Annotated in this window: 25 protein-coding genes; 12 read left to right on the top strand and 13 right to left on the bottom strand. The window is 71.4% G+C overall.

Features of this window, described 5'->3' with window-relative positions:
- The 3 genes from ACIG87_RS15015 to ACIG87_RS15005 all read right to left on the bottom strand — a co-directional run bounded on the left by ACIG87_RS15015 (position 1) and on the right by ACIG87_RS15005 (position 3468).
- The gene (locus tag ACIG87_RS15015) at positions 1 to 2361 is read right to left on the bottom strand and encodes a sodium-translocating pyrophosphatase (protein ID WP_396851069.1); all 2361 of its coding nucleotides are present in this window, start codon (positions 2359 to 2361) and stop codon (positions 1 to 3) included.
- Positions 2362 to 2677: 316 nt separating this feature from the next.
- Positions 2678 to 3112 (bottom strand): ATP-binding protein, encoded by a 435-nt coding sequence (locus ACIG87_RS15010; RefSeq protein WP_396851107.1) that lies wholly within the window; start codon positions 3110 to 3112, stop codon positions 2678 to 2680.
- Positions 3112 to 3468, bottom strand: coding sequence for an STAS domain-containing protein (locus tag ACIG87_RS15005; protein ID WP_067300370.1), 357 nt, complete (start codon positions 3466 to 3468; stop codon positions 3112 to 3114). Before ACIG87_RS15005 ends, ACIG87_RS15010 begins: the two co-directional genes overlap by 1 nt.
- Positions 3469 to 3600: 132 nt before the next feature.
- Here ACIG87_RS15005 and ACIG87_RS15000 point away from each other — a divergent pair, with 132 nt between their 5' ends.
- From ACIG87_RS15000 to ACIG87_RS14985, 4 genes are all read left to right on the top strand, one after another.
- On the top strand, positions 3601 to 6087 hold the full coding sequence (locus ACIG87_RS15000; RefSeq protein ID WP_396851068.1) for a DEAD/DEAH box helicase: 2487 nt from the start codon (positions 3601 to 3603) through the stop codon (positions 6085 to 6087).
- 162 nt (positions 6088 to 6249) lie between these two features.
- Entirely contained in the window at positions 6250 to 7080 is an 831-nt protein-coding gene (locus ACIG87_RS14995) for an NPP1 family protein (protein WP_396851067.1), read from the top strand.
- Positions 7081 to 7260: 180 nt separating this feature from the next.
- Complete coding sequence (locus tag ACIG87_RS14990; RefSeq protein WP_396851066.1) at positions 7261 to 7467, top strand: hypothetical protein; 207 nt, start codon at positions 7261 to 7263, stop codon at positions 7465 to 7467.
- 46 nt (positions 7468 to 7513) lie between these two features.
- On the top strand, positions 7514 to 8092 hold the full coding sequence (locus ACIG87_RS14985) for a hypothetical protein (RefSeq protein WP_396851065.1): 579 nt from the start codon (positions 7514 to 7516) through the stop codon (positions 8090 to 8092).
- A 206-nt stretch (positions 8093 to 8298) separates the two neighbouring features.
- Here the strand turns inward: ACIG87_RS14985 and ACIG87_RS14980 are convergent, their stop codons facing one another.
- The 7 genes from ACIG87_RS14980 to ssd are packed head-to-tail and all read right to left on the bottom strand — an operon-like array spanning position 8299 to position 13304.
- Positions 8299 to 8691, bottom strand: coding sequence for an Rv3654c family TadE-like protein (locus ACIG87_RS14980; protein WP_396851064.1), 393 nt, complete (start codon positions 8689 to 8691; stop codon positions 8299 to 8301).
- Entirely contained in the window at positions 8688 to 9056 is a 369-nt protein-coding gene (locus ACIG87_RS14975) for a TadE family type IV pilus minor pilin (protein WP_396851063.1), read from the bottom strand. The genes ACIG87_RS14980 and ACIG87_RS14975 overlap by 4 nt, the downstream gene beginning before the upstream one ends.
- Positions 9053 to 9220 carry a DUF4244 domain-containing protein gene (locus tag ACIG87_RS14970; RefSeq protein ID WP_013283643.1) on the bottom strand — a complete coding sequence of 56 codons (168 nt, stop codon included), beginning with the start codon at positions 9218 to 9220 and terminating at the stop codon, positions 9053 to 9055. The genes ACIG87_RS14975 and ACIG87_RS14970 overlap by 4 nt, the downstream gene beginning before the upstream one ends.
- Positions 9221 to 9245: 25 nt before the next feature.
- A complete protein-coding gene (locus ACIG87_RS14965; RefSeq protein ID WP_396851062.1) occupies positions 9246 to 9971 on the bottom strand; it encodes a type II secretion system F family protein in 726 nt (241 codons plus the stop codon).
- On the bottom strand, positions 9971 to 11002 hold the full coding sequence (locus tag ACIG87_RS14960) for a hypothetical protein (RefSeq protein WP_396851061.1): 1032 nt from the start codon (positions 11000 to 11002) through the stop codon (positions 9971 to 9973). The genes ACIG87_RS14965 and ACIG87_RS14960 overlap by 1 nt, the downstream gene beginning before the upstream one ends.
- A complete protein-coding gene (locus ACIG87_RS14955) occupies positions 10999 to 12204 on the bottom strand; it encodes a TadA family conjugal transfer-associated ATPase (protein WP_396851060.1) in 1206 nt (401 codons plus the stop codon). The genes ACIG87_RS14960 and ACIG87_RS14955 overlap by 4 nt, the downstream gene beginning before the upstream one ends.
- Positions 12201 to 13304, bottom strand: coding sequence for a septum site-determining protein Ssd (gene ssd, locus ACIG87_RS14950; RefSeq protein WP_396851059.1), 1104 nt, complete (start codon positions 13302 to 13304; stop codon positions 12201 to 12203). The genes ACIG87_RS14955 and ssd overlap by 4 nt, the downstream gene beginning before the upstream one ends.
- A 432-nt stretch (positions 13305 to 13736) precedes the next feature.
- Here ssd and ACIG87_RS14945 point away from each other — a divergent pair, with 432 nt between their 5' ends.
- Complete coding sequence (locus ACIG87_RS14945) at positions 13737 to 14600, top strand: hypothetical protein (protein ID WP_396851058.1); 864 nt, start codon at positions 13737 to 13739, stop codon at positions 14598 to 14600.
- A 63-nt stretch (positions 14601 to 14663) separates the two neighbouring features.
- Positions 14664 to 15491 (top strand): M55 family metallopeptidase, encoded by an 828-nt coding sequence (locus ACIG87_RS14940; protein ID WP_396851057.1) that lies wholly within the window; start codon positions 14664 to 14666, stop codon positions 15489 to 15491.
- An 835-nt stretch (positions 15492 to 16326) separates the two neighbouring features.
- Here the strand turns inward: ACIG87_RS14940 and ACIG87_RS14935 are convergent.
- Positions 16327 to 17688, bottom strand: a complete 1362-nt coding sequence (locus tag ACIG87_RS14935; protein WP_396851106.1) for a DNA sulfur modification protein DndB — start codon at positions 17686 to 17688, stop codon at positions 16327 to 16329.
- 745 nt (positions 17689 to 18433) lie between these two features.
- Here ACIG87_RS14935 and ACIG87_RS14930 point away from each other — a divergent pair.
- Positions 18434 to 19000, top strand: a complete 567-nt coding sequence (locus ACIG87_RS14930; protein WP_396851056.1) for an HD domain-containing protein — start codon at positions 18434 to 18436, stop codon at positions 18998 to 19000.
- On the opposite strand, the gene ACIG87_RS14925 is transcribed toward ACIG87_RS14930, so the two are convergent.
- Both ACIG87_RS14925 and ACIG87_RS14920 read right to left on the bottom strand, forming a co-directional pair.
- Entirely contained in the window at positions 18988 to 19458 is a 471-nt protein-coding gene (locus ACIG87_RS14925) for an NUDIX domain-containing protein (protein ID WP_396851055.1), read from the bottom strand. The two genes, ACIG87_RS14930 and ACIG87_RS14925, sit on opposite strands and share 13 nt — an antisense overlap.
- A gap of 4 nt (positions 19459 to 19462) precedes the next feature.
- The gene (locus ACIG87_RS14920) at positions 19463 to 20221 is read right to left on the bottom strand and encodes an XRE family transcriptional regulator (RefSeq protein WP_396851054.1); all 759 of its coding nucleotides are present in this window, start codon (positions 20219 to 20221) and stop codon (positions 19463 to 19465) included.
- Between the two features lie 179 nt (positions 20222 to 20400).
- Between ACIG87_RS14920 and ACIG87_RS14915 the strand changes: the two genes are divergently transcribed.
- The 5 genes from ACIG87_RS14915 to ACIG87_RS14895 all read left to right on the top strand — a co-directional run bounded on the left by ACIG87_RS14915 (position 20401) and on the right by ACIG87_RS14895 (position 23593).
- On the top strand, positions 20401 to 20721 hold the full coding sequence (locus ACIG87_RS14915; RefSeq protein ID WP_088643449.1) for a hypothetical protein: 321 nt from the start codon (positions 20401 to 20403) through the stop codon (positions 20719 to 20721).
- Between the two features lie 234 nt (positions 20722 to 20955).
- Positions 20956 to 21384 carry a DUF3307 domain-containing protein gene (locus ACIG87_RS14910; RefSeq protein WP_396851053.1) on the top strand — a complete coding sequence of 143 codons (429 nt, stop codon included), beginning with the start codon at positions 20956 to 20958 and terminating at the stop codon, positions 21382 to 21384.
- Between the two features lie 118 nt (positions 21385 to 21502).
- Complete coding sequence (locus tag ACIG87_RS14905; protein ID WP_396851105.1) at positions 21503 to 22432, top strand: hypothetical protein; 930 nt, start codon at positions 21503 to 21505, stop codon at positions 22430 to 22432.
- 88 nt (positions 22433 to 22520) lie between these two features.
- On the top strand, positions 22521 to 23387 hold the full coding sequence (locus ACIG87_RS14900) for an FtsK/SpoIIIE domain-containing protein (protein ID WP_396851052.1): 867 nt from the start codon (positions 22521 to 22523) through the stop codon (positions 23385 to 23387).
- A complete protein-coding gene (locus tag ACIG87_RS14895) occupies positions 23384 to 23593 on the top strand; it encodes a hypothetical protein (protein WP_396851051.1) in 210 nt (69 codons plus the stop codon). The genes ACIG87_RS14900 and ACIG87_RS14895 overlap by 4 nt, the downstream gene beginning before the upstream one ends.
- Positions 23594 to 23627: the final 34 nt, after the last annotated feature.

Raw genomic sequence — 23627 nt, 5'->3', positions numbered from 1 at the left:
TCAGGCGTTGACCGGTTCGACCCGTTGCGGGTCGTTGCCCGCACCGGTGCCGCCACCGTCCGGAGTGGAGTCCATCGCGACACCCTTGCGCTTGCTGAAGACCACCGCCGCGACCACGATCAGGGTGGCGACCACCGCGATCGTCAGGCGCAGCGGGGTGTTCCGGTCGTCGCCCACGCTCCAGGCCACCACGGCCGGCGCGATCAGCAGCGAGACCAGGTTCATCACCTTGATCAGCGGGTTGATCGCCGGGCCGGCGGTGTCCTTGAACGGGTCACCGACGGTGTCGCCGATGACGGTGGCCGCGTGCGACTCGGAGCCCTTGCCGCCGTACGCGCCGTCCTCGACCAGCTTCTTGGCGTTGTCCCAGGCGCCACCGGAGTTGGACAGGAAGACCGCCATCAGGGTGCCCGCCCCGATCGCCCCGGCCAGGTACGAGGCCAGCGCGCCCGGCCCGAGGCCGAAGCCGACCGCGATCGGGGCGAGGATGGCCAGCAGGCCGGGGGTCATCAGCTCGCGCTGCGCGTCCCGGGTGCAGATGTCGACGACCTTGCCGTACTCGGGGCGCTGGGTGCCGTCCATGATCCCGGGCAGCTCACGGAACTGCCGGCGGACCTCCATCACCACCGCGCCGGCCGAGCGGGACACCGCGTTGATGGCCAGCCCGGAGAAGAGGAAGACCACCGCCGCACCGATGATCAGACCGACCAGGTTGCGCGGGTTGGCGACGTTGAGCGCGTTGAGGATCTCGGTGCCGACGTCACCCACGCCCGCGTCGCCGTACGCGGTGCGCAGCGTGTCGGTGTACGAGCCGAACAGCGCGGTCGCCGCGAGCACGGCGGTGGCGATCGCGATGCCCTTGGTGATCGCCTTGGTGGTGTTGCCGACCGCGTCCAGCTCGGTGAGGATCCGCGCGCCGTCGGCGTCGATGTCACCGGACATCTCGGCCACGCCCTGCGCGTTGTCGGAGATCGGGCCGAAGGTGTCCATCGCGACGATCACGCCGACGGTGGTGAGCAGGCCGGTGCCGGCCAGCGCCACGGCGAACAGCGACAGGGTGATGGAGCTGCCGCCGAGCAGGAACGCGCCGAAGACCCCGGCGCCGATCAGCAGCGCCGAGTAGACCGCCGACTCCAGGCCGACGCTGATGCCGGCGAGGATGACGGTGGCCGCGCCGGTCTGCGAGCTCTTGCCGATGTCCTGCACCGGACGGCGGTTGGTCTCGGTGAAGTAGCCGGTCAGCGCCTGGATGGCGGCGGCCAGCACGATGCCGATGACGACCGCGCCGATGGCCACCACCCGGGGGTTCTGGTCGACGTCGGTGAGGCCGCCCTCGAACTCGCCGAAGGTGGCCGGGAGGTAGAGGTAGGCGGCGATCGCGACCAGCACCGCGGAGAGCACCGCGGAGAGGTAGAAGGCCCGGTTGATGGCGGTCAGCCCGTTGCGGTCGGAGGTGCGCAGCCGGGTGATGAAGACCCCGACGATGGCGATGAGCACCCCGATGGTGGAGATGATCAGCGGGAAGACCAGGCCGTCCTCACCGAACGCGGCGCGGCCGAGGATCAGCGCGGCGACCAGCGTGACCGCGTAGGACTCGAAGAGGTCGGCGGCCATGCCGGCGCAGTCGCCGACGTTGTCACCCACGTTGTCGGCGATGGTGGCGGCGTTGCGCGGGTCGTCCTCGGGGATGCCCTGCTCGACCTTGCCGACCAGGTCGGCACCCACGTCGGCGGCCTTGGTGAAGATGCCGCCGCCGACCCGCATGAACATGGCGAGCAGGGCGGCGCCGAAGCCGAAGCCCTCCAGCACGGTCGGTGCGTCGCCCTTGAACAGGACGACCACCATCGCCGCGCCGAACAGGCCGAGCCCGACGGTGAGGAAGCCGACCACGCCACCGGTCCGGAAGGCGATCTTCATGGCGGCTTCCCGGCCGCCGGCCGCCTCCCGGGCCGCGGCGGCGACCCGCAGGTTGGCGCGGGTGGCCAGCCACATGCCGGCACCGCCGATGAACGCGCTGAACAGGGCACCGACCACGAAGAACGCCGATCGGCCGATCTTCACCGCCAGTTCGCTGCCGTCGGTGTCGTGCACCGGCAGCAGGAAGAGCAGTACGACGGCGACGACCACGAAGATCGCCAACGTCCTGAACTGCCGGAGCAGATAGGCGGAGGCGCCCTCCTGCACCGCGCCGGAGATCTCCTGCATGTTGGTGGTGCCCTTACCGGCTGCCAGCACGGCCTTGGTCAAGGCGGCGGCGAAGACGAGTGCCACCAGCGCGATGACCGCGGCGATGACGACGTACGTCAGGTTCTCTCCGGTGAGGGACAGCGCGCCGCCCTCTGCGGCCAAGGTCCCGGACATCTATGTCCTCCTGTACCGAACACTGTCGCGCCGGCCAGTGGACGTATGACCGACGCCTGGATGCGGTGGCGCACGTGCTCCGGCCCACCCCGACGAGAAGATGATCAACATCCATATTCGCTGGCTGCGGGAAGGATCACGTGCTGACAACCCACAGACTGTAGCCCTGGCCAGTGTTGGAGGTCACACGTGGGGGACGCCGTGTCCGGATGATCTCTGTAACTGTGTTATGAGGAAAAATCTGATATAGGAGGCCATCGACACCACGAGGCCGCGACCCACCAGGGGTCACGGCCTCTTATGCGGAGAGTGACGATCAGCGGCCGATCGGCCACACCATCCGGACCTCGGTCCCGACGCCCTCGGCCACCGGGCGAACCTGGAGATCCTCCACGAAACCGGCGAGCAGCGCGAAGCCCACGCCGGTGGTCAGCGCCTCGTCGGTCAGCGCCTCGTTGGCCAGTTCGTCGGCGTTCAACGCGGCCAGGCCCAGACCCGCCTCGATCGGCGCCCGGTCCACCACCCGCACCGCGTACGCTCCGGAGTCGGACATCTCCACCAGCACCGGCTCGGCCAGGCCGTACTGGTGGTGCAGGGCGACCGCCCGGGTGCACGCCTCGCCGATGGCCAACCGCACCTCGTCGAGCAGATCCTCCCGGACCCCGGCCCGGCGGGCCACGGCGACACCGACCAGGCGGGCGGTGCGCACGTGCACCGGTGCCGGCGAGAAGGAGAGCCGGACCGTCGCCATCACGCGCCGGAGCCGGCGGGGTCGGCGGCGACCGCCGCGTCCACCGTCGGGTGCAGGGGGAAGACCTGGTCCAGGGCGGTGATCCGGAAGATCTTCAGCAGCGGCTCCTTGCCGCAGACCAGGGCGAAGGAACCCCCGGCCGAACGCAGCCGTTTCAGGGCCCCGACCAGCACGCCCAGGCCCGTGGAGTCCAGGAAGTCCACCCGGCCCAGGTCGACGACCACCCGTCGGGCACCACCGTCGATCAACTCCAGGAGCCGTTCGCGCAGTCGGGGCGCGGTGTAGACGTCCACCTCACCGCCGACCTCGAGCACCGTGTGCTCCCCCACCGTGCGGGTCGCCAGCGACAGCTCCATCAGTCCTCCTCCGAGAGCCGTAAACTCTCCTGGGCATCTAACCATCCCCGCCGGAGGCCCCGGCGAGGTCACCGGCGGAGGCTCCTCCATACCCACCGGCCCGGTTGTTCAGCACCGAACACCAGTGCGAGAGTGCAGGACGTGAACCCCGCAGCCACCGTATCCGCAGGCCCCGGCACCGGGCGACCGCCGGCCGAGTTGCTGCGCAGGTTGCGTACCCGGCACCCGACCGATCCGGTCACCCACGTCGAGCGGGTTCCGGCCCGCGCCGGGGAGCAGGCGCCCTGGCCGCAGTGGGCCCCCGAGGAGCTGCGTGCGGCGTTCGCCCGCCACGGCGTGACCGCCCCGTGGCGGCACCAGGCCGAGGCGGCCGAGCTGGCGTACGCCGGGCAGCACGTCGTGGTGGCCACCGGCACCGCGTCCGGCAAGTCCCTGGCGTACCAACTCCCGGCGCTGGCCACCCTGCTCGCCGACCCCCGGGCCACGGTGCTCTACCTGGCCCCCACCAAGGCGCTGGCCGCCGACCAGCTCCGCGCCGTCGCCGGCCTGGAACTCGACGGGGTACGCCCGGCCTGCTACGACGGGGACACCCCGCGCACCGAACGGGAGTGGATCCGCAGGCACTCCCGGTTCGTGCTCACCAACCCGGACATGCTGCACCACGGCATCCTCCCCGGGCACGCGCAGTGGTCGGGGTTCCTGCGCCGGCTGACGTACGTGATCGTCGACGAGTGCCACACCTACCGGGGCGTCTTCGGCTCCCACGTGGCGCACGTGCTGCGTCGGCTACGGCGGCGGTGCGCCCAGTTCGGGCGGCTCCCGAGCCAGCCACCGATCGGCCGGCGCGGCACCGCCGGCCCGGCGGTCGGCGACCGGGGCAGCACCGGTCCGGCGGTCGGGGGCGCGCGGGGTGGGCCGGTCTTCCTGCTCGCCTCGGCGACGTCGGGCGACCCGGCGGTGACCGCCGGGCGGCTCACCGGCCTGCCCGTCACCGCCGTCACCGAGGACACCTCGCCGCGCGGCGGGGTCACCTTCGCGCTCTGGGAACCGCCGCTGCTGCCACCCCCGGCAGACGCCGTCGCCGTCGCCGACGACCTGACCCAGGTCCGCCGGTCGGCGCTGCGGGAGACCGCCGACCTGCTCGCCGACAGCGTCGCCGAGGGGGTACGCACCCTCGCCTTCGTCCGCTCCCGACGCGGCGCGGAGGTGGTCGCCGCGAACGCCCGACGGGCGCTGGACGAGGCGGTGCCCGGCCTCGGCGAGCGGGTGGCCGCCTACCGGGCCGGCTACCTGCGCGAGGAACGCCGGGCGCTGGAACGGGCCCTGCTCCACGGTGACCTGCTCGGGCTGGCCTCCACCAACGCGCTGGAACTCGGCGTCGACCTGGTCGGGCTGGACGCGGTGCTGATCTGCGGCTGGCCGGGCACCCGGGCGTCGCTGTGGCAGCAGGCCGGACGGGCCGGGCGCTCCGGCGGCGAGGCGCTCGCGGTGCTGGTGGCCCGGGACGACCCGCTCGACACCTACCTGGTGCACCACCCGGAGGCGCTGTTCGGCCGGCCGGTCGAGGCAACGGTGCTCGACCCGGCCAACCCGTACGTGCTCGCCCCGCAACTCGCCTGCGCCGCCGCCGAGTCCCCGCTCACCCCGGCCGATCTGGATCTCTTCGGCGACGGGGCGAAGGAGGCGGTCGACCACCTGGTCCGGGCCGGTGACCTGCGGCAGCGGCCCAGCGGCTGGTACTGGCGGCACCGGGAGCGACCCGAGGTCGACCTGCGCGGCGAGGGCGGGACGCCGATCTGCGTGGTGGAGGCGTCCACCGGGCGGCTGCTCGGCACCGTCGACGGCGGCTCGGCGCACTTCCTCGTCCACCCCGGGGCGGTCTACCTGCACCAGGGCGTCTCGTACGTGGTCGACGCGCTGGACCTCGACGACGGCTGCGCGCTGGTGCACGTCGAGGAACCGGACTGGTCCACCCACGCCCGCGACGTCACCTCGCTGTCCGTGGTGTCGGTCCGCTCCTACCTGGACGCCGGGCCGGTCGGGCTCTTCCTCGGCGAGGTGGACGTGACCAGTCAGGTGGTCTCGTACCAGCGCCGCCGGATCGCCTCCGGCGAGGTGATCGACACCCGGCCGCTGGACCTGCCGGCCCGGGAGCTGCGGACCGTCGCGGTCTGGTTCACCCTCTCCCCGCAGTCCCTGGCGGCGGCCGGCGTCGAGGCGGCGGACGTGCCGGGGGCCCTGCACGCGGCCGAGCACGCCGCGATCGGGCTGCTGCCGCTGATGGCGACCTGCGACCGGTGGGACATCGGCGGCCTGTCCACCGCCCTGCACCCGGACACCGAGGTGCCCACCGTGTTCGTCTACGACGGCCACCCCGGCGGGGCCGGCTTCGCCGAGCGGGCCTACCGGACGGCGGCGGCCTGGCTGGGCGCCACCCGGGACGCCGTCGTCGAGTGCGGCTGCGAGTCGGGCTGCCCGTCCTGCGTCCAGTCCCCCAAGTGCGGCAACGGCAACAACCCGCTGTCCAAGCCGGACGCGGTCCGGGTCCTCGACGTGGTCCTGGCCAATCTCCCCGCAGGCGCTTGCGCACCCACCCAGCCGGGCCCGGCCGACCGGTAGACCCGCGTCGCCGCCCGGCTGGCGGTGGGTCCGGCCCGCGCCCGCCAGGCTCGGCCGAGCGGGTAGCTCCGTGCGCGTCAACTGATGCGAACTGATCGTCAATGGTCGATGCTGTCGGGGTAGCGTCCCACCGATCCGTCGACATCCACAGGGAGAGCGCCGATGCGAGAGACACCCCCCGGAGCGACATCCGACGACGCGCCGTCGGATGTCCGCCGGAGCCGTCGCCGGTTCGGCCGGCTGTCCTACGCGGTGAGCGCATCGGTGGCGACCCTCGCGTTGCTCCTCAGCGTGCCGGGCGTCGCCTTCGCGGACCCTCCCCCGGCCCTCGACTGGAACGCGCCGTGGTCGGACCGCACGTACGAGCCGGCCTTCGACTACGATGGGGACGGCTGTTACCCGACCCCCGCCATCGGGAGCGACGGCACGATCGCCCCGGGCCTGGCCCTCGGGGGCGCCGAGAACGGCCACTGCCGCGACTCGTGGGACCTCGACAACACCAACGCCTACTCGCGGGTCAAGTGCAACAACGGCTGGTGCGCCTACATGTACACCCTCTACTTCGAGAAGGACCAGGCGTCCCTGGGGCCGGGCAGCGCCGGCCACCGGCACGACTGGGAGCACGTGGTGGTGTGGGTGCAGGGCGAGTGGGGCATGTGGGTCGCCACCTCCGCGCACGGCAAGTACCAGATCAAGCACCGCAACGACGTGCCGTGGGACGACACCGGCAAGCACCCGAAGGTCGTGTACCACAAGGACGGCGGCAGCACGCACGCGTTCCGCCACGCGGGCTTCGGCGAGCTGCCGGAGAACCACAAGGGCGCGTGGCAGTACCCGCCGCTGATCGGGTGGGACAACTACCCGCCAGGCTTCCGGGACCGGCTGGTGGGCCACAACTTCGGCAGCGCCACCTTCGGCATCAAGGACGGCACCTTCGAGAACGAACTCGCCAAGGCCAAACCGTCCAGCGTCCCGCTGGACCCCTGGGGCTGACCGCCGCCCCGTCCGGCGGGCCGGTCGGCCTGCCGGACGGGCCAGGTGTGCTCGATTCCGCGATCCACGCATGAGCCGGGTGACATCTGGGCATTGATGCATGGGAGCGCTTCCATCGATAATGGGAAGTGCTGCCTCCCCGCCGACCCTGCCGTTCTTCCCGACCCCGGAGGAGAAGCCGTGGCCGACACCATCGCCGAGACCGTCGACCTGCTCTACACCATCGACCAGGACAACCTCACCCCCGACCAGCTGATCGCGCTGGGTGCCGCGCTGGCGAGCCTGGCTCAGGCGGAACGCCTGGACCAGATCAACGAACGGCTGCGCGGTATCCACCAGGTGCTCAACGCCTGGGCGCTCAAGGCAGCCGTCGAAGGCGGGCGGTGACCGTCGGGTTGTGCGAGACTCCGGCGCACCCTTCGGAGGAGTTCTCATGCAGCTCGACAGTTTGCAGACGCAGCACCAGTTCCACGTTCGGCAGCGGATTCGGATGATGGTCAACCAGTACGAGGTCCGGGCCGTGGCGGCGGACGGCACCGAGGGCGAACTGTTGGCGTTCGCGCAGCAGAAGCGGCTCGCCTTCAAGGAGCAGGTCACCATCTACACCGACGACTCCAAGCAGCACCCACTGCTCGGGTTCAAGGCCCGTCAGCGGCTCGACCTCGGGGCCACGTACGACGTGACAGACCACGCCGGTACGCCGATCGGGCTGTTCCGCAAGGACTTCGCCCAGTCGCTGCTCCGCTCGACCTGGCACGTCGAGCAGGCCGGCCTGCCGCAGATCACCGGCCAGGAGCGCAGCATGCCGGTGGCGCTGCTGCGCCGGTTCGTCGACTCGTTGTCGTGGCTGCCGTACCACTTCGACTTCACCGCCGGCGGCCAGCCGGTCTTCTCCGTGATCAAGAAGTGGGGGCTGCGGGACCGCTACGTCGTCGAGGTGCAGCACCCGCAGATCGACCGGCGGCTGGTGATCGCCATGGCGATCGGCCTGGACGCGCTCCAGGGCCGCTGAGCCACCGACCGTCCCGAGGCACACGGCCCCTCGCCGTGCGCCCCGGGACGGCAGTCGTTTCCACGCCCGCCACCCCGGCGCTCGTTCCGCGCCCACCACCCCGGCATCGCCGTTCCCCGCCCCGGGCCGGTCCCGCATCCGTCACCCCGGCGCTCGTTCCCCGCCTTAGGCTCGTTCCCCGCCTTTGGGCCGGTCCCGTCCCGCGCTCAACCGCGGACCGGTCCGGCTCGGGCGGTGGCGGTGGCGAACCGCCGGAGTCCCGGCAGCGGGGTGACCGCCACCTCGACCGTCACCACCAGGTCGAGCCCGTCCACCCGGCAGGCGGTCAGCCGGGCGGCGTTGGCGCGGGCGAACTCGTCGGCGGTCGCGCAGGCCGGCTCGGCACCCTGCCACACCTGGCCGGCCCCGGCCAGGGCGCCGAAGTCGGCACCGACCCGGGCCTGGTGCCGTGCCAGCCGGGCCGCGCCGATCGCCGCCCCGAACCCGCCGACCAGCACGAAGACCATGCCGACGGCGAGCAGTAGAACGGTAGCCCCACCCCGGTCCGCCGCAGTACCGCCCTCGGTCGGACCCCCGGTGCGGCTCCCGGCCGGGGTCATGGTGCGGGCTCCGGTGAGCCGGGTTCGGCGGCGGCGACCGTGCTGGCCTCGACGGTGAGCCGGGGCAGCCGGGCCCCGAGCGCCCGGACGGGGGCACGGACCGTGGCGGTGACCCGGCCCTCGCTCACCGAGATCGAGACGACCGCCGCATCCGGCGCGATCCGGGTGCCCGCGCTGGTGCCGTCCCCGCCCCGGGAGGCGGTGAGCGCCGCCTCCCGGGCCGCGTCCAGGCAGGCCGCCCTCGTGGTGACCGCGTCGACTGCGGTGAGGCCGGCGAGCAGGAGCAGGAGCAGCGCCGGCAGGCCGGCCGCCAGTTCGGCGGTGAACGAACCCCGGTCCCGGCCGGCCGGCCGGCGCGGTCTCACTTCAACGCCCGATCGATGACGGCAGTCAACGCCGACTGCACGTTCCCCGAGGTGAGCACCTTGAGCAGGATGCCGGCGAAGGCGACGGCGGCGAGGGTGCCCACGGCGTACTCGGCGGTGTTCATCCCTGCGTCCCCGCGCAGCCGGGTGAGGAGTTTGCGCATCTGTTGTCCCTTTCTCGATGATGGGTCACAGCACGTCGCCGAGGACGGCGACGATCACCGGCACCAGGCCGGCGAGAATGAAGGCCGGCAGGAAGCACAGGCCCAGCGGCAGCACGATCAGCACACCGGCCCGTCGGGCGGACGCCTCCGCCGCCGTGGACCGGTCGGCGCGCAGGTCGTCGGCGACCCGGGTGAGGGCCCCGGAGAGCGCCGCACCGCTGCGGGAGGAACGCAGCGCGGCACCGACCACCCGGTCCGCCCCGGGCACCGGAACGAGGTGCGCCCACGCCTCCTGCGGCTCACCACCGAGCAGCAGCGTCCGCCCGATCCGGCCGAGCCGGACCGCCAGCGGACCGTCCAACGCGTCGGCCACCGCGAGCACCGACCGGTCGACCGGTGCACCCGCTCGCATGGCCGCTGCCAGGAGGTCGGCGGCGAGTGGCAGGTCGGCGGCCTCCCGCAACCGGCTCTGTCGGGCGGCGGGCGGTTCGATCCGGCGGAGCAACCGGTCCGCCACCGGCGCGGTCAGTGCTCCGCCCAGAACACCGGGCCAACCGCCGACCAGCACCAGGACCGCCAGACCGGCCAGCGCAGCGCCGAGTCGTACCCGGTCCGGCCACCAGTCCGGCCGGCGTCGGCCGGCACGTCGGCCGGTGAGGACGTGCCACCGCCGACCGGCCCGGCTGCCGGGTACGGCCACCAGCAACGCGGCCACGACCAGGCAGCCGGCCGACAACACCGCCGGGGACATCAGCCGCCCCCGCCGGATGTGCTGCCGAGCCGCTCGGCCCAGAGCAGTCCGCCGGTCTGGAGACCCATCGCGGCGAGGGCACACCCCGCACCTACCGGGGTGTGCAGCAGCACCGCCAGCGGATCGACACCGATGCCGTAGCCGAGGGCGATGCCGCCGAGCGGAAGCGCGGCCAGCAGCAGCGCGGTGGCGTTGGCACCCGCCGCCTGGGCGGCGGCACCGGCCAGTCCCCGGTCGAATGCCCGAGCGTCGGCCTCGACCCGTTCGAGGAGTTCGGCCAGGGGCGCACCGGTCCGGTCCGCGAGCCGGACCGCCGACCGGGCCAGTCGTTCGAGCCGGTCCTCCCCGGCCCGGTCGTCGACGGGGTCACCGGTGCCGTGAGCCGGGCTCGCGGCGACGCGGCGGTCGGCGTCCGATGTCGCGTCGGTGGGGCCGAGCGTCGGGACGGGCAGGCCGGCGCGCAGGTCGGCGGCGAGCGCGCCGAGCCGGTCCAACTGGCGGCGGCGCTCCCGGCCGACCTGCCCTGCCGCCCGCCGTCGGTGCACGGTGCGCGCCCCGAGCATTCCGTAGCCGGCCAGGAGTACGGCGGCGACCGGCCCGGCGGCGAGGCCGCCCGCACCGGCTCCCGCGAGCCCGACCAGCAGCAGAATCCGGCGCGGTGGACCGGACACCATCCACCGGAGCGCTCGCCCGCCGGTTGCCGGCCGGCCGCTCTCGGCCGGGGCCTGCCGGTCCGTGCCGTCGCCGGCCGCACCGGCAGGCCGCCCGGTCTCCGTCGACCCGCTGAGGCCGTTCGATCCGGTGAAGCCGTTCGATCCGGTGACGCCCATCGACGCGGTGACGCCATTCGAGCCGGTGACGCCCATCGAGCCGGTGGCGTCCGGCGGCCCGCTGGGGCCCGGCGATCCGGTGGAGCCCGGCGGTGCGCCAAGCACGCTGCGACGACGTCGACGGCTGCTGCGTACCGGCCAGGCGACCACCACGGCTGCGCCGGCCAGGAGGGCCGTGACCAGCCACGACACGGGTGTCATGCCGGCCCTGCCGCGCCGGGCCAGGGTTCGTGGAGCAGGGGCGGCACCGACACTTCCCGATCCCGCAGCAGGGTGGCCAGCGTGTGCCCGGCCGGCCCGACCCCCTGCCCCCGCACCCAGGCGGGAACCACGGTGACCAGCCGGTCGGGCCCCTCCGCCAGCAGCAGGCAGATCGATTCCAGCAGCCGGCCGTGCGGGCCTCGACGGACCTGGACGAGCACCTGGAGCGCGGCGGTGACCTGGGCGTGCAGCGCCGCCCGGGGTAGGCCGCCGAGCAACCCGAGCGCCTCCAACCGGGCCGGTACGTCGGCCGGGGTGTTGGCGTGCAGGGTGCCCGCACCACCGTCGTGGCCGGTGTTGAGCGCGGCCAACAGGTCGACCACCTCCGCGCCCCGGCACTCGCCGACGACCAGCCGGTCGGGGCGCATCCGCAACGCCTGCCGGACCAGTTCGCTCAGCCCGACCACGCCCGCCCCTTCCACGTTCGCCGTCCTGGCCTGCAGACCGACCACGTGCGGGTGCACCGGGTGCAGCTCGGCGGCGTCCTCGACCAGCACGATGCGTTCGGTCACCGGCACCAGGCCCAGCATCGTGTTGAGCAGGGTCGTCTTGCCCGAGCCGGTGCCGCCGGTGACCAGGTAGGCCAGCCGGGCGGCGACCAACGCGGCGAGCACCGGTGCCACCGAATGCGGCACGGTGCCCTGCTGGACCAACTCGTCGAGGGTGAACGGGCGGTGCCGGAAGGTACGCAGGGACAGGTACGGCCCGTCGGTCGCCACCGGAGGCAGTACGGCGTGCAGCCGGGTGCCGTCGGGCAGCCGCGCGTCCGCGTACGGGGTGCCGTCGTCGAGCCGACGACCAGCGGCGGCGGTGAGCCGTTGGGCGAGTCGGCGTACGTCGTCGACCGAGCCGAGCGGCACCGCCACCTGGTGCAGCCCGGCACCCCGGTCGACCCAGACCCGGACACCGTTGACCAGTACGTCGGTGACCTCTGGATCGTCCAGCAGCGGGGCGAGCGGCCCGGCGCCCACCAGATCGTCGTGGACCCGGTCGGCGATCCGCAGTACGGCGGTGTCGCCGAGGACCGCGGCGGACGGTTCGGCACGTACGGCGGAGACGATCGCCGCCGGGGTGACCGGGGTCGCCGAGTCGGCCATCCGCTGCCGGACCCGGGCGGCGAACCCGTCGGGCCGCTCGGTCATGCCGCACCTGGCACGGGCAGCCCGGTCAGCTCGGTGACGAGCCGACGGCAGAGCGCGGCAAGCGGGCCACGGCCGGCGGCGGCCGGGGCCTCGCCGCGTTCCAGCCCCCGGCACAGCGCCGGTTCGGGACGCAGCGTCCCGGCGAGCGGGAGCCCGAGTGCCCGAGCCACTTCGGTCGCCTTCAACCGGCCCGGGGCGGGCCCCCGGACGATCACCCCCAGGGCGGCGCAGTGCGGGGTCGCCGCGGCGACCACCCGGGCCGCCGCCGCGGTGGCCCGCAGCTCGGCCGGCACCACCACGTACGCCTGGTCGGCGGCCTGCAACGCGATCACGGCGGCGTCGTCGAGCTGGCGCGGCAGGTCGACCACCACGAAGTCCCGGCCCCGCCGGGCGGCGTCCACGGTGGCGGCCATCGCCGGCGCGGGCAGGGCCAGCGGCTCGCCCCGGTCCCAGGAGAGGACGACCAGGTCGCCCCGGTGCGGCAGGGCGCGGACCAGGGTGGGCGCGTCGACCCGGCCGTCGGCGTCGGTGAGCGACGGCCAACGCAGCCCGTCCAGATCCTCCCAGCCGAGCACCAGGTCGAGCCCGCCGCCGAGCGGATCCGCGTCGACCAGCAGGGTCCGCAGGTGGGCACGGGCGGCGGTGACGGCCAGGCCACCGGCGAGGACGCTCGCCCCGGCGCCACCCCGGCCGCCGAGCACCGCGACCGTGCGGGCCGGACCGGCCGGGTCGCCGCCCGGCGCGCACTCGGTGAACCGGTCGACCAGCCACGGCTCGGCGGCGGGCAGGGTGGCGACGTGCTCGGCGCCGATCAGTTCGGCGATCTCCCAGCCCGGGTCGAGTTCACCTGACCGCCCGACGAGCACCATCCGGGGTCGTCGGGGCAGCCGGGCCCGCAGGCACGCCTGCGCCTGGTCGTTGCCGACCAGCACGAGGGGCGCGGGGAGCCAGCGGGACCGGGCGGCAGCCGGGTCGGCGGCCACCTCCACCTCGGTGCCACCCGCTGCGGCGAGCCGCAGCAGCTCGTCGAGGAGGTCACCGTCAGAGGTGACCAACAACGGCAGTCGTCGGTACGGCGGAAGGGAGGTACGGGGTGGCATCACGGCCTCCAGCGGTCGGGGGTGCTGGGACAGACCCTGCGCCGGGTGACCCGGTTCGCGCCGACCGCAGCGTCCGACCTGTGGACAACGGAGCTGCCTGTGGACAACCCCCACGGCCGCCCCTGATCTGCTATGGCAAGCGGGCGGTAGGCTGCGGATCACGCTGGCCGTCGGGGCGTTCCCGTCGACCCGTTCCGCCACCGCCGGAGCCGGTCGGCGGGCGGTGACCAGCGCCGGGGCCACTCTCGACCTGCCGCCTGGAGTGCGGAACCGGCCGATCGCCGTCGGCACCCGGGCGACGTCGCGGCGGGGAAAGCGAAAAAATGTCCTGTTCACACCGGCCGAGTGATTGACGACGTACCGCGTCGTACGTCGATAATCGTCACCGCACGCCATCGCGAAGGTGGCACCGCCGCTCTCGGAAACGGGGCCATGGCCGACTCATCCGACGAAACACCCCCCACCCTGCGCATCGGTGGCTGGTTGCCCGAGCCCCAACACCACCAGGCGCTCCCGCCGTACCTCGTCCCCCCGGCCGGCCGGCACCTGATCGACGTCTCCCCGCCCGGGTCACCGGGCGACCCGCTGCCGTCCCCCGTCCACGCCGTCGAGCCCGGCGGCATCGGGCGGACCCTGGTGCTGGCCGCGGTGGCGGTCGGGATGGTCGCCACCCTCGCCCTCGCGCTGTCGCCGTTGTGGTCGGGGCCGAAGCGCAACGGCACCGCGCTCCCGGTGACCCCCTCGGGAGTCGTGGGCGGCCCGGACCTCGCCGGCCTGGAGAGCCCCACGCCGGTCGACGACTACTCGCCGGCACCGGTCTCGCTCTCCACCCGCGCCGCGTCGCCCGCTCCGGTCGCGCAACCACCGCAGGTCACGGCACCCACCCGGCAGCCGAGCCACCCCAACGCCGGTACGACACCCCGCCCCACCCGGACCACCACCCCGCCCCGGCCCGCACCCTCCACCACCCCACCGAGACACTCGCCGAAGCCGCCGACGAACCAGTCCGGACAGGACGAGCTGACCCCGCTGCCGGCGTCGCAGGAGCGGTCGCTGCGGTCCACGTCGAACGGGTCCTCGACGTACATCGAATTCGTCAACAACCGCAGTTCACGGGTGGTCGTCCACTGGCTCGACCACAACGGCCAGCGGCGGCAGTACAAGGTCCTCGACGCCCACCGGTCCTACCGGCAGCAGACGTACGTGGGACACCCGTGGGTGGTCACCGACGAGCGGGGCCGGGCGCTGGTCTGTTTCCTGCCCGCATCCCGTACGAAGAGGGCGGTGGTGCGGTAGCCCAGGCCCTCGTTGCGCGCGATCGGCCATCGTGGCCGGAGCGCGGAGGGTCGTCCCAGACCCATGAACGTACTGATCTCTGTGGACATGGAAGGTATCTCGGGGATCGTGCATCCCACCGAGACGAATCCCGAACGGTACGACTACGAGCGCGGCCGGGCCCTGATGACCGCCGAGGTCAACGCCGTGATCGCTGGTGTGTTCGACGCCGAACCCGATGCCGTGGTGTGGGTCGCTGACGCACACGGACCGTTTCGGAACCTCCTACCGGAGGATCTCGACCGACGGGCTCACCTCGTACGGGGCGAGCCCTGCCCACTGGGCATGCTCGCGGGGCTGGACGAGCACACGGATGCCGTCATGTTCGTCGGCTACCACGCTCGGGCCGGTGCCGGGCCCGCCGTGCTGGCGCACACGATGAGTGGCGACATCCTCGACGTACGGGTGGCCGGGCGGTCGCTCGGCGAGATCGGCCTCAACGCCGCCATGGCGGGACACCTGGACACGCCGGTCGTGCTGCTCAGCGGGGACGACACCGCCTGTGCGGAGTTCAGCGAGCTGATGCCCTCGGCGGTCACCGTCGCCATCAAGCAGGCGTTGGGGCAGGCCGCCGCGGTGGCCCTCCACCCGCAGGAGGCACGGGAGCGGCTGCGCCGCGCCGCCACCGAGGCGATCGCCCGGCGCGAGTCGATTCCCCCGTCGAAGATCGCCGGGCCGCTGGACGTCGAGGTCGACCTGTACGGCCCCTACATGGTCGACCTCGCGGTTCTGGTGCCGGGCGTGACCCGCGTCGGCGGTGGCCGAACGGTCGCCTTCCACGCCGCCGACTTCGCCGAGGTCTACCGACTGGTGCAACTGCTCGCCCAACTCGCCAGCATCAAACCCGGCTGACAGCGCCTTCGGGAACGGGTATCAGGAAATGATCCCGCGCAACGTCGGCTGACCTGGCGCAGCGTCACGTCCCGCCGCGCCGACCGGGTACAGGTCCCGACAACACCGACTCCAGATTCCGGTACGGTCCGCCAGGTGGATCCCGCACCGAGGCGTGCCTCCACCGTCAAACCGGGTCAACCCCACAGTGCTGCGCTCGGGTCTGCAGTCGGTCGGCACCTCGCGGCTCGGCGGGTGGAACTGAAGACGTGCAACGACCTACCCGAGGAGGCAAGGTGACTCAGGGCTCGCAGCACCAGCGGGGCCGGTGCCCCGTCTGCAAACGCCTCGTAGCCCTCACCGCTGACGGAAGAGTTGCGCGGCACAACGGCACCATTCGTGCCTACGCCCCGCCCCGGGCCAGCCCTTGGCGGCCGACGCAGCGCCGGTCCAGGTCGAGCCGCCAGCGGTGTAGGCAGGGAAAGGGACGACCCCCGTCGGGGGGATGCGGTCTCGCCCTGTCGGCCGCTGCCAACTGTTGGCGGCCAACGTCGATGAGCAGGTACCGGACGTCATCCGTTCACGTTCGAGGCCGCCCCTCGTCAACGCTCGCGCTGCCTTCTTGCTGCCTCGCCGCTGCCGGACGCCTCGCCTACAAGCTCTGTGCAGGCTGTCCGTCTGCATTCGTCTCATGCGTGGCCTTGACCCCGCCGTCCGTTGCTGGCATGTCCGGCCTCCGGGGGCAATAGTTTGTCCCCGACGAGCGGTGGCCCCGTCCGGACGGACGGGGCCACTGGCGTCAGGCATCTGTCAGCCACGTAGGTGCGTCGGCTGCGGCGTCGCCCTATAGAGCGACCTAGGCAATCATGCCCTCGCCCGCGTCCGCCACAGAGCGCTGGCCGTTCACATCCTTCTCTGGCTCCCTCAGGCCAAGCACCACCAAGATCTTGTTAACAGCAAGGTTCACGGGACCCCGAGTGGTGTTGATCTTGTCAACGCTGTCACCGCCTCGGCTTTGGTCTCGGGTGATGATGTTGCCGGTCCAGAAATCGTCCGACCGACGCCAGGGGATGTCGGTTGCCAGGCGCTTGTACAGTGCGATGCGGGCCGCGAGATCCGGGATCTTGTTGATCTGGAACGTCACGTGTCCGATGACGTTGAGACCGGTGGCGGTCATGTTGATCCACTCGTTGCGCAACCGGGGGATGTCGCCGTTCTGCCCCCCGCTCTTGGGCATCTTCGCGACTGCGGTCCAAGGCTCCATATTCGCGGTGAGGACGTTGAGTAGCGTCAGGGTCTCCTCCACGAACACCTCCCGCTGCTGACGATTTCCTAGGCGGGTGGCCGCGTTACGGCTCAGCGAGTCCTCGCTCATCGCATAGTCGCCGACGAGGAGACCCTTGACCATGCCACGCACCTGGTTGAGCAGGAAGATGTGCTGGCTCATCTTGGGCAGCGTCTTGCTCATCTCGTCGATGCGGCCCCGCAGCAGGTCACTCCCCTCAGTGATGCGGGCGAGCACCTGGTTGATCGGCTCGCGGGTGTTGTAGACCGCCAAGAGACTGGCCGGGATCTGCTTGGTCTGAGCGGCATCGGCAAAGTCTTGCTGAGTCCGGGAGCGATCGGGCTCGAGCACGATGAGCACGCTGATGGCGTCGGCACGCAGGGAATCGACCTCGTCCAAGGCGCCCGCCGCCCTGCCGTTGGCGCGGCCGGTAGCGTAGCCAATCAACCCGGCGATCCTGTGCTGCCCATCGGTCACGTGGAACTCGGTTGCCTCGGTGACGACCAGGTAGCCGAGCCGGGCAATACCGTCGCCGCCGGCCTGCACGTGCAGGGACGGACGGCTGGTGACGTTGAGGGTCACCGACGGCAGCAGATAGTCCTCCGGGTTCTCGACCAGGTAATCCCGGATCGAGCGGGCGTGATCGCTCATCAGCGGCCGGTTGTACTTCTCGCGCGGGCTCTCGCCCTTCACGGCCGGATCGAGGGTGATGTAGCGCGCCAGCAGCCGCATCGGGAAGCTCGTCGAGAGCATCGTACGGCGACCCTGCTTGAACACGATCACGGGAAACACCTGCCCGAATGAGCTGTCAGCCTCATCGCGGGCCGCCCCACGGGCGGTAGGCAGGTCTGGGTGCTCGATCGGACTGTAGGTAAACGACTCGTACGCCGGCTGGTCCCTGGTAGCGGTCTGGCTTTCGGTATCGCTCGCCATGGTCACTTGATCACGCTCCTTGGATTCTATTCCAACGACTGGCGCCTTAGGACAGACATGCTGCCACACCACGTATTACGCGCACAAGTCCACGTAAGAGAGAGCGGCGCCCATAGCTTTCCCGACGCGGAAGCCCTCGGCCATCCCGTCTGCCGTCGACCCGCACTACTGTGGAGCGGGCCTCCGCCCGGCCCGCCACGTCAAGCGGACCTTGACACAGGTTCGGACGCTGGCGGGTCGGGCGGTGGTCTGCTCGGCTCGCCCGGGTCGACGGCAGGCGGGATGGCTCCCACCGCAACCACCCACGGACCGCAAGCCGCCGACGGACCCCCGGCCATCCTGGAGCCGGAGCGCCCCCGCCGGAGGCGCAGTAACCGCAACCCCGACACCCACCCGGCAGCCGCCGACCGACCCCGCGTGCGCTGTCCTACGCCGCGCGGTGCTCGCCGCGCGGCCCGGCCGGCTGCCGGCCCCACCACCCCGCCAGGAAACGGCCTGTCGTCATCCGGCGGCCCACCGGGCTACCCGCCCTCCGCGCCAGCCCGCCGGGCGTGTTGCGTGGCCGGAGTCGGAGCGCCAGCGGAGCGACGGACGCGCGCCCAGGCGGCGGCGCGTGCGGCCCGTCAAGGGCCGCCTTGAAGACGTACAGAAAGTTTGAACCACATTGCCGGCAGCCGGCCGCCCCGGCCGCCGGTGAGTGGACACGGGATGGTGCGGGGACCGGGTCGCTCCGTACCCTGGCGGGATGGCCGACCTCGTCGATACCGCTCGGGAAGTTGCGCGACACCTGTTGGAGACGCCGTTGCCTCGTCGGTGGAGTCACGTCCAGGCGGTGGCCGCTAAGGCGGACCGGATCAGCGCGGCGGTCCCGGTCGAAGATCGTGCGGTGCTCGTAGCGTCGGCGTGGCTGCATGATGTGGGCTACAGCCCTGACCTGGTCGACACCGGCTTTCACTCCCTCGACGGTGGCCGCTGGTTGCGCCGTGAGCGGTTCAACGAGCGCATTGCCGCCTTGGTGGCTCATCACTCCTGCGCATGGCTGGAAGCGGAGGAACGTGGGCTCGGTGACGTCTTGGCCGCCGAGTTCCCTCGGGAGGAAACCGCGGTGACCGATGGGCTCTGCTTCTCGGACATGACGACCGGGCCGGACGGCCAGGACTTCGAGGTGTTGGAACGGCTCGCGGAGATCCGGTCACGGTACGGGCCGGACCACCTGGTGGCCCGGTTCATCGGTCGGGCGGAACCGGAGATGGTGGCCGCTGTACGGCGGACTCAGGAGCGGCTTGCCGGCGGTGTCCGTCAGCCGATGTAGGGCTCGGGGCGTTCCTCGTAGCCGTGGGTGATGCGGAGCAGGGTCGACGGGTGGATGTCGAGCGCGGCCAGCTCGTCGCGGGCAACCCACCGGACTTCGTGTGACTCGTCGCTCGGGGTCGGGGTGCCGCTGACCGGCACGGCGCGGAAGCAGAGCGAGAACTGCTGCCGTACCTCGCCGTCTGAGTACTCGATGACATGACCGGGGTCGGAGTAGACGCCGACCATGCCGACCACCTCGACGCTGATGCCGGTCTCCTCGCGGGTTTCCCGGACTGCCGTCTCGGCGACCGATTCGCCGATCTCCTGACCACCGCCGGGCAGGGACCACAGGCCGTTGTCGGTGCGCCGGATGAGCAGCACCCGGGCCTGCTCGTCTCGGACGAAGACGGAAACGGCGACGACGATGCTGTTGGCCTTCGGCGCGTTCGGGTCGTGGTAGTGCTCGGTTCTCGCCATGTCTCTAGGCTGCCACCTCGTCGCCGGGCCGGCGCTTCGAGGCCAACACGACTCGATCGAAGCTGTCGGAGTAGGTGCGGAACAGGTCACCGCCATTGAGCTTGCGTAGGTGCATGACGGGCGCGTGTGGTGCCGGGAAACCGAGAACGTGCATGTTGACCAGCATTTCGTCATCGAAGCGGTAGATCGAGTTATAGAGGGTCGTGTCGTGGTAGAGCACGTTCACCCCGGGCGCATCCTCAAGCCGCTTGTAGTACCCCTGAACCTGGCGGATCTTTGCGGCCATCACGCCGGGGGTACCCTCCTCGACGCTCCTTCGCTCGATCGCGGCGCTGGTCGGATCACCGAGCAGAATGTTCACCGTTACGCCGTCAAGGCCCTTTTGACGCAGGACGTCGACAAGCATCGGGTCCTGCTCCACGAGGAACAGGCCGGCATAGGCCAGTACGTCGATGCGCTGCTCGGCCCGTTCGATCAGTCGTCGCCACAGGTCGTTCGGCACCGAGGATCGCCGCGAGTAGAGCTGGACCATTTCGCTCTGCCCGATCTTCGATGCCCTTTCCGGGGTCACTGCCTCCGGCCAGAGATACGGGACGTCTTCCCGCACCATCGCCGCGATGGCGTGCCGATGACGCGGGTACGGCGTCCGATTCTGGGTGATCCAGCGTTCCACGGTCTTCGCGTCGACCCCGATCCGCTCCGCCACGGCGACGGGCGTCAGGCCGTTGCGCAGGATGGCATCGCGTAGCCGGTCGTTCGGCATCGGACACTCCTCAAGGGACGACTTTAGGACGACTACAAGGTAGCCGAGACGTCCCATAGTCGTCCAGCCCATCGGATGGGGTGTCCCCCGCTTTCCGGGAGTCTTTACCGCAGAGGCCAAGAGCAGAAAGTCCACCGGGGACAAGCTCACTACCTGGCCCGAGACACAGGAGGTTTGTTGTGAAGCTGTACGTGGACACCCAGAGCAAGCAGGTTCAGGTGACGAGGGACCCGGAGCCGAAGAACGACCAGAACGGCAACCAGCGGTCGGAGAAGAACACTGGCCGGCTCATGTGGTCCACCCAGGTCTTCGTGCTCGACGAGACCGGTGGCGAGATCATCACCATCACCACGGCGGGAGAGAAGCCGGGCGTGACGGTGGGACAGCTCGTCGCTGTCGAGCAGTTGGAGGCCATTCCGTGGGCGACCAACGGGCGTAACGGCGTCGCGTTCCGTGCCATCTCGCTGAAGCCGAAGGCTGGTGCCTCGGCGGCCAAGTGAGGTTCTTCGCTCACCGTGCTGTGTGAGCCTCTGGTGTCTTCGCACGAAGCGGCCTGACGGTCCGCTGATCTGATCCGCCCAAGGTTCCGGGAGCGTTTCTGGCTCCTACTCTCCCGGCCCTCGGCAACCTGCGGTTGCCCTCTCGATATGGCGCGGGGTCGGTACTGGCTCCTACACCTGCCGGCCCCGCCTGCCATCCAACCCGTCTGCCCATTGTCGTTGGGAGTGGTTGTCATGCTCGTTTCCGCCATCGTGTTCGCCGTTGTCGCGGCGACCTTCTACGCCGGCCACCAGGTGGCCGACCACGTCTTCGGTCAGTCCGACAAGCAGGCCGCCCACAAGGCCGCTCCCGGCTGGGACGGCTGGCGTCATCTGCTGGGCCACATCGTGGCCTATCACCTCGTGGTGGTGGTCATGTTGACCACCGCCATCGTCGCGCTCGACCTGCCCGTCACGGTTGTCGGGCTCGCTGCCGGTGTCGGCTTCTCTGCCGTCTCGCACGCCATCCTCGACCGGCGTTGGCCGGTGCGGTGGCTGCTCATTCACACCGGAAGCGCGGACTTCGCCGACCGTCAATCCCCGATCTGCGGCATGTACCTGGCGGATCAGTCCCTGCACGCGGCTTGCCTGTGGGTGTCCGCACTGCTCATCGCCTGCATCTGAGCCCATCGGCTGTTGCGGCGGCCTGAGTGATTTCGAGCGCGGGGCCGGTACTGGCTCCTACACCTGCCGACCCCGTGCTCTCCAACCCATCCAGCCCAATCGCTTGGGAGGACGTGTTATGTCCAAGTCTAGCCCTCGCCGCTCGTTCGGGCGGAAGTCAACCGGAACCGTGACGGTCATCGAGGCCAAGGTTCACCGGTCGTCAGCCCGGAACGCCCGCATGGCGTTCATCCTCACTGCGGTCATCATCGGCGTACTCGCTGCCGTGGTGGCCGCTGCCTACGTACACCCGATCATCGCGCTGTTCATAGGCGCGGCCGTCAGCGTCCCGTGTGGCGCGCTGTCCTGGCTGCTGGTCCGCATCTGGCCGGTCCTGCGGCTGCTGTGGTGGTGGACCCCGGAAATCGTCCTGGCGGTGCTGCTGCTCACGGGCTGGGTGCAGCTCGCTACGCACACTCCGACCCTGGTCACTCTGGCTGTCGTCGCCGTCGTTCTCGGCGTTCCGGCCGCTGTTCCTGTCCTCCGGCGTCTGGTTGTCGCCTGGGTGTGGTGCCTGATCGTGCGCCACCGGCTGCGGGTGTGCTTCGCGCAGTTCATCATCGCCAACCAGTCGGGCTCCCTCCCGCTGATCCTGTGGGCCACGCCGACCCCGGTCGGCGAACGGGTCTGGGTCTACCTGCGGCCCGGTCTGTCCCTGGCGGACCTGGAAGGCCGCCTCGACAAGATCGCCGTGACCTGCCACGCCTCATCCGTCCTGGTCGAACGGGCCGCCGACAGCAACGCCGCGTACCTGCGGTTCGACATCAAGCGCCGCGAGGTGCTCACCGCAACCGTCACGTCCCCGCTGGCCGACGTCATCGACCCCGCCGCCCCGGCCAGCGACCGGCCGACGCCGGTCATCCCCACCGCCCTGGACCTGCCCGACGTCCAGGCCCCCACCATCACCCTGCCCGTCCAGCCCAAGAAGCAGGCCGCCACGTCGGCCAACGGCAGCAAGCCGGCCCCCGCGCCGTCGTCGGACCCCGACGACCTCTCCGACTGGCTCTGATCCCACCCCTTCCCAACCCGGACGCGGGGAGCCCTACGGGCTCCTTCGTGTGGCTTCCCGCGCCCACCAACGCCCAAGGAGGGCACCCATGGCTACGGCATCCGCCCCGACCGCCGGCATTCCGGTGGGGCCTGGCCTGTCGATGTTCGACCCGATCTTCATCGGCATCGACGAGTTCGGCCAACACGTCTACATCACCCTTGCCTACCGCAACCTTCTCGCCGGAGGCGAACCCGGCGGAGGCAAGTCCGGCCTCCTCAACACCATCGCCGCTCACGCCGCGCTCTCCGTCGACTCCCGCCTTGTGCTGCTGGACGGCAAGCTCGTCGAGCTGGGGCAGTGGGAGGACTGCGCCGACGCGTTCATCGGCCCCGACATCACCACCGCCCTCGACGTCCTGCGACGCCTGCAAACGGTGATGAACAACCGCTACGCCTGGCTCCGCGCCCACGGGCGTCGCAAGGTCACCGCCCTGGACGGGCTCTCCGTCATCACCGTCCTCGTTGACGAGATCGCCTTCTACTCCGCCACCATCGGCAGCAAGCAGGAGCAGGAAGAGTTCGTCGCCCTGCTCCGCGACCTGGTCGCCCGGGGACGTGCCGCCGGCATCCCCGTCATCGCCGCGACTCAGCGGCCGTCGTTCGACATCATCCCCACCAGCCTGCGGGACCTGTTCGGCTACCGCGCCGCGTTTCGCTGCACCACCCCCAACAGCTCGAACATCGTCCTCGGTCACGGCTGGGCCGAGCAGGGCTACACCGCCACCGACATCGCCCCCACCAACCAGGGCGCGGCGTACCTCATCGCCGAGGGCGGCACGCCCCGCCGGATCAAGGTGGCCTACCTCGATGACGCCCAGATCGCCGGCATCGCCGACTACGCCGCCTGGACCCGTCGCCCCACCCGCTTATCCGCACCCACCGGAACCCGACTCGACTGGGGGACCGCCGCATGAGCCTGCTACAGCGCATCCACGCACGTCGGATCCCGCGACCGACCACCCGCTACGTCAACCGCTTCGTCGTCGGCACACCCGCCGAACTCGCCACGCTCCTGGAGCTGGCCACCGATCGCGGGCTTCTCGTCTTCGCCTCCGCGCCCGTACCGCTGCCCGACGACCCCACCCGATTCCGCCGCCACCTGCGGCTACGCACCAACTGAACGGCCGACGGAACCGGCTCAAGCCCTGGAAAGC

Source organism: Micromonospora sp. NPDC051925, from assembly GCF_044548625.1.
Taxonomy (GTDB): Bacteria; Actinomycetota; Actinomycetes; order Mycobacteriales; family Micromonosporaceae; genus Micromonospora.
This window is presented reverse-complemented; position numbering and strand designations above follow the sequence as displayed.

Excerpts from the sequence above, each read along its gene's own strand:
- ACIG87_RS15010 (WP_396851107.1), bottom strand. The coding sequence starts at position 3,112 with ATGGCGACGGTCCGGCTCTCCTTCTCGCCGGCACCGGTGCACGTGCGC.
- ACIG87_RS15005 (WP_067300370.1), bottom strand. The coding sequence starts at position 3,468 with ATGGAGCTGTCGCTGGCGACCCGCACGGTGGGGGAGCACACGGTGCTC.
- ACIG87_RS14940 (WP_396851057.1), top strand. The coding sequence starts at position 14,664 with ATGAACGTACTGATCTCTGTGGACATGGAAGGTATCTCGGGGATCGTG.
- ACIG87_RS14920 (WP_396851054.1), bottom strand. The coding sequence starts at position 20,221 with ATGCCGAACGACCGGCTACGCGATGCCATCCTGCGCAACGGCCTGACG.
- ACIG87_RS14955 (WP_396851060.1), bottom strand. The coding sequence starts at position 12,204 with ATGACCGAGCGGCCCGACGGGTTCGCCGCCCGGGTCCGGCAGCGGATG.
- ACIG87_RS14960 (WP_396851061.1), bottom strand. The coding sequence starts at position 11,002 with ATGACACCCGTGTCGTGGCTGGTCACGGCCCTCCTGGCCGGCGCAGCC.
- ACIG87_RS14980 (WP_396851064.1), bottom strand. The coding sequence starts at position 8,691 with ATGACCCCGGCCGGGAGCCGCACCGGGGGTCCGACCGAGGGCGGTACT.
- ACIG87_RS14900 (WP_396851052.1), top strand. The coding sequence starts at position 22,521 with ATGGCTACGGCATCCGCCCCGACCGCCGGCATTCCGGTGGGGCCTGGC.
- ACIG87_RS14905 (WP_396851105.1), top strand. The coding sequence starts at position 21,503 with ATGTCCAAGTCTAGCCCTCGCCGCTCGTTCGGGCGGAAGTCAACCGGA.
- ACIG87_RS14965 (WP_396851062.1), bottom strand. The coding sequence starts at position 9,971 with ATGTCCCCGGCGGTGTTGTCGGCCGGCTGCCTGGTCGTGGCCGCGTTG.
- ACIG87_RS14925 (WP_396851055.1), bottom strand. The coding sequence starts at position 19,458 with ATGGCGAGAACCGAGCACTACCACGACCCGAACGCGCCGAAGGCCAAC.
- ACIG87_RS14935 (WP_396851106.1), bottom strand. The coding sequence starts at position 17,688 with ATGGCGAGCGATACCGAAAGCCAGACCGCTACCAGGGACCAGCCGGCG.
- ssd (WP_396851059.1), bottom strand. The coding sequence starts at position 13,304 with ATGCCACCCCGTACCTCCCTTCCGCCGTACCGACGACTGCCGTTGTTG.
- ACIG87_RS14910 (WP_396851053.1), top strand. The coding sequence starts at position 20,956 with ATGCTCGTTTCCGCCATCGTGTTCGCCGTTGTCGCGGCGACCTTCTAC.
- ACIG87_RS14895 (WP_396851051.1), top strand. The coding sequence starts at position 23,384 with ATGAGCCTGCTACAGCGCATCCACGCACGTCGGATCCCGCGACCGACC.
- ACIG87_RS14970 (WP_013283643.1), bottom strand. The coding sequence starts at position 9,220 with ATGCGCAAACTCCTCACCCGGCTGCGCGGGGACGCAGGGATGAACACC.
- ACIG87_RS14995 (WP_396851067.1), top strand. The coding sequence starts at position 6,250 with ATGCGAGAGACACCCCCCGGAGCGACATCCGACGACGCGCCGTCGGAT.
- ACIG87_RS14945 (WP_396851058.1), top strand. The coding sequence starts at position 13,737 with ATGGCCGACTCATCCGACGAAACACCCCCCACCCTGCGCATCGGTGGC.
- ACIG87_RS14930 (WP_396851056.1), top strand. The coding sequence starts at position 18,434 with ATGGCCGACCTCGTCGATACCGCTCGGGAAGTTGCGCGACACCTGTTG.
- ACIG87_RS15015 (WP_396851069.1), bottom strand. The coding sequence starts at position 2,361 with ATGTCCGGGACCTTGGCCGCAGAGGGCGGCGCGCTGTCCCTCACCGGA.
- ACIG87_RS14985 (WP_396851065.1), top strand. The coding sequence starts at position 7,514 with ATGCAGCTCGACAGTTTGCAGACGCAGCACCAGTTCCACGTTCGGCAG.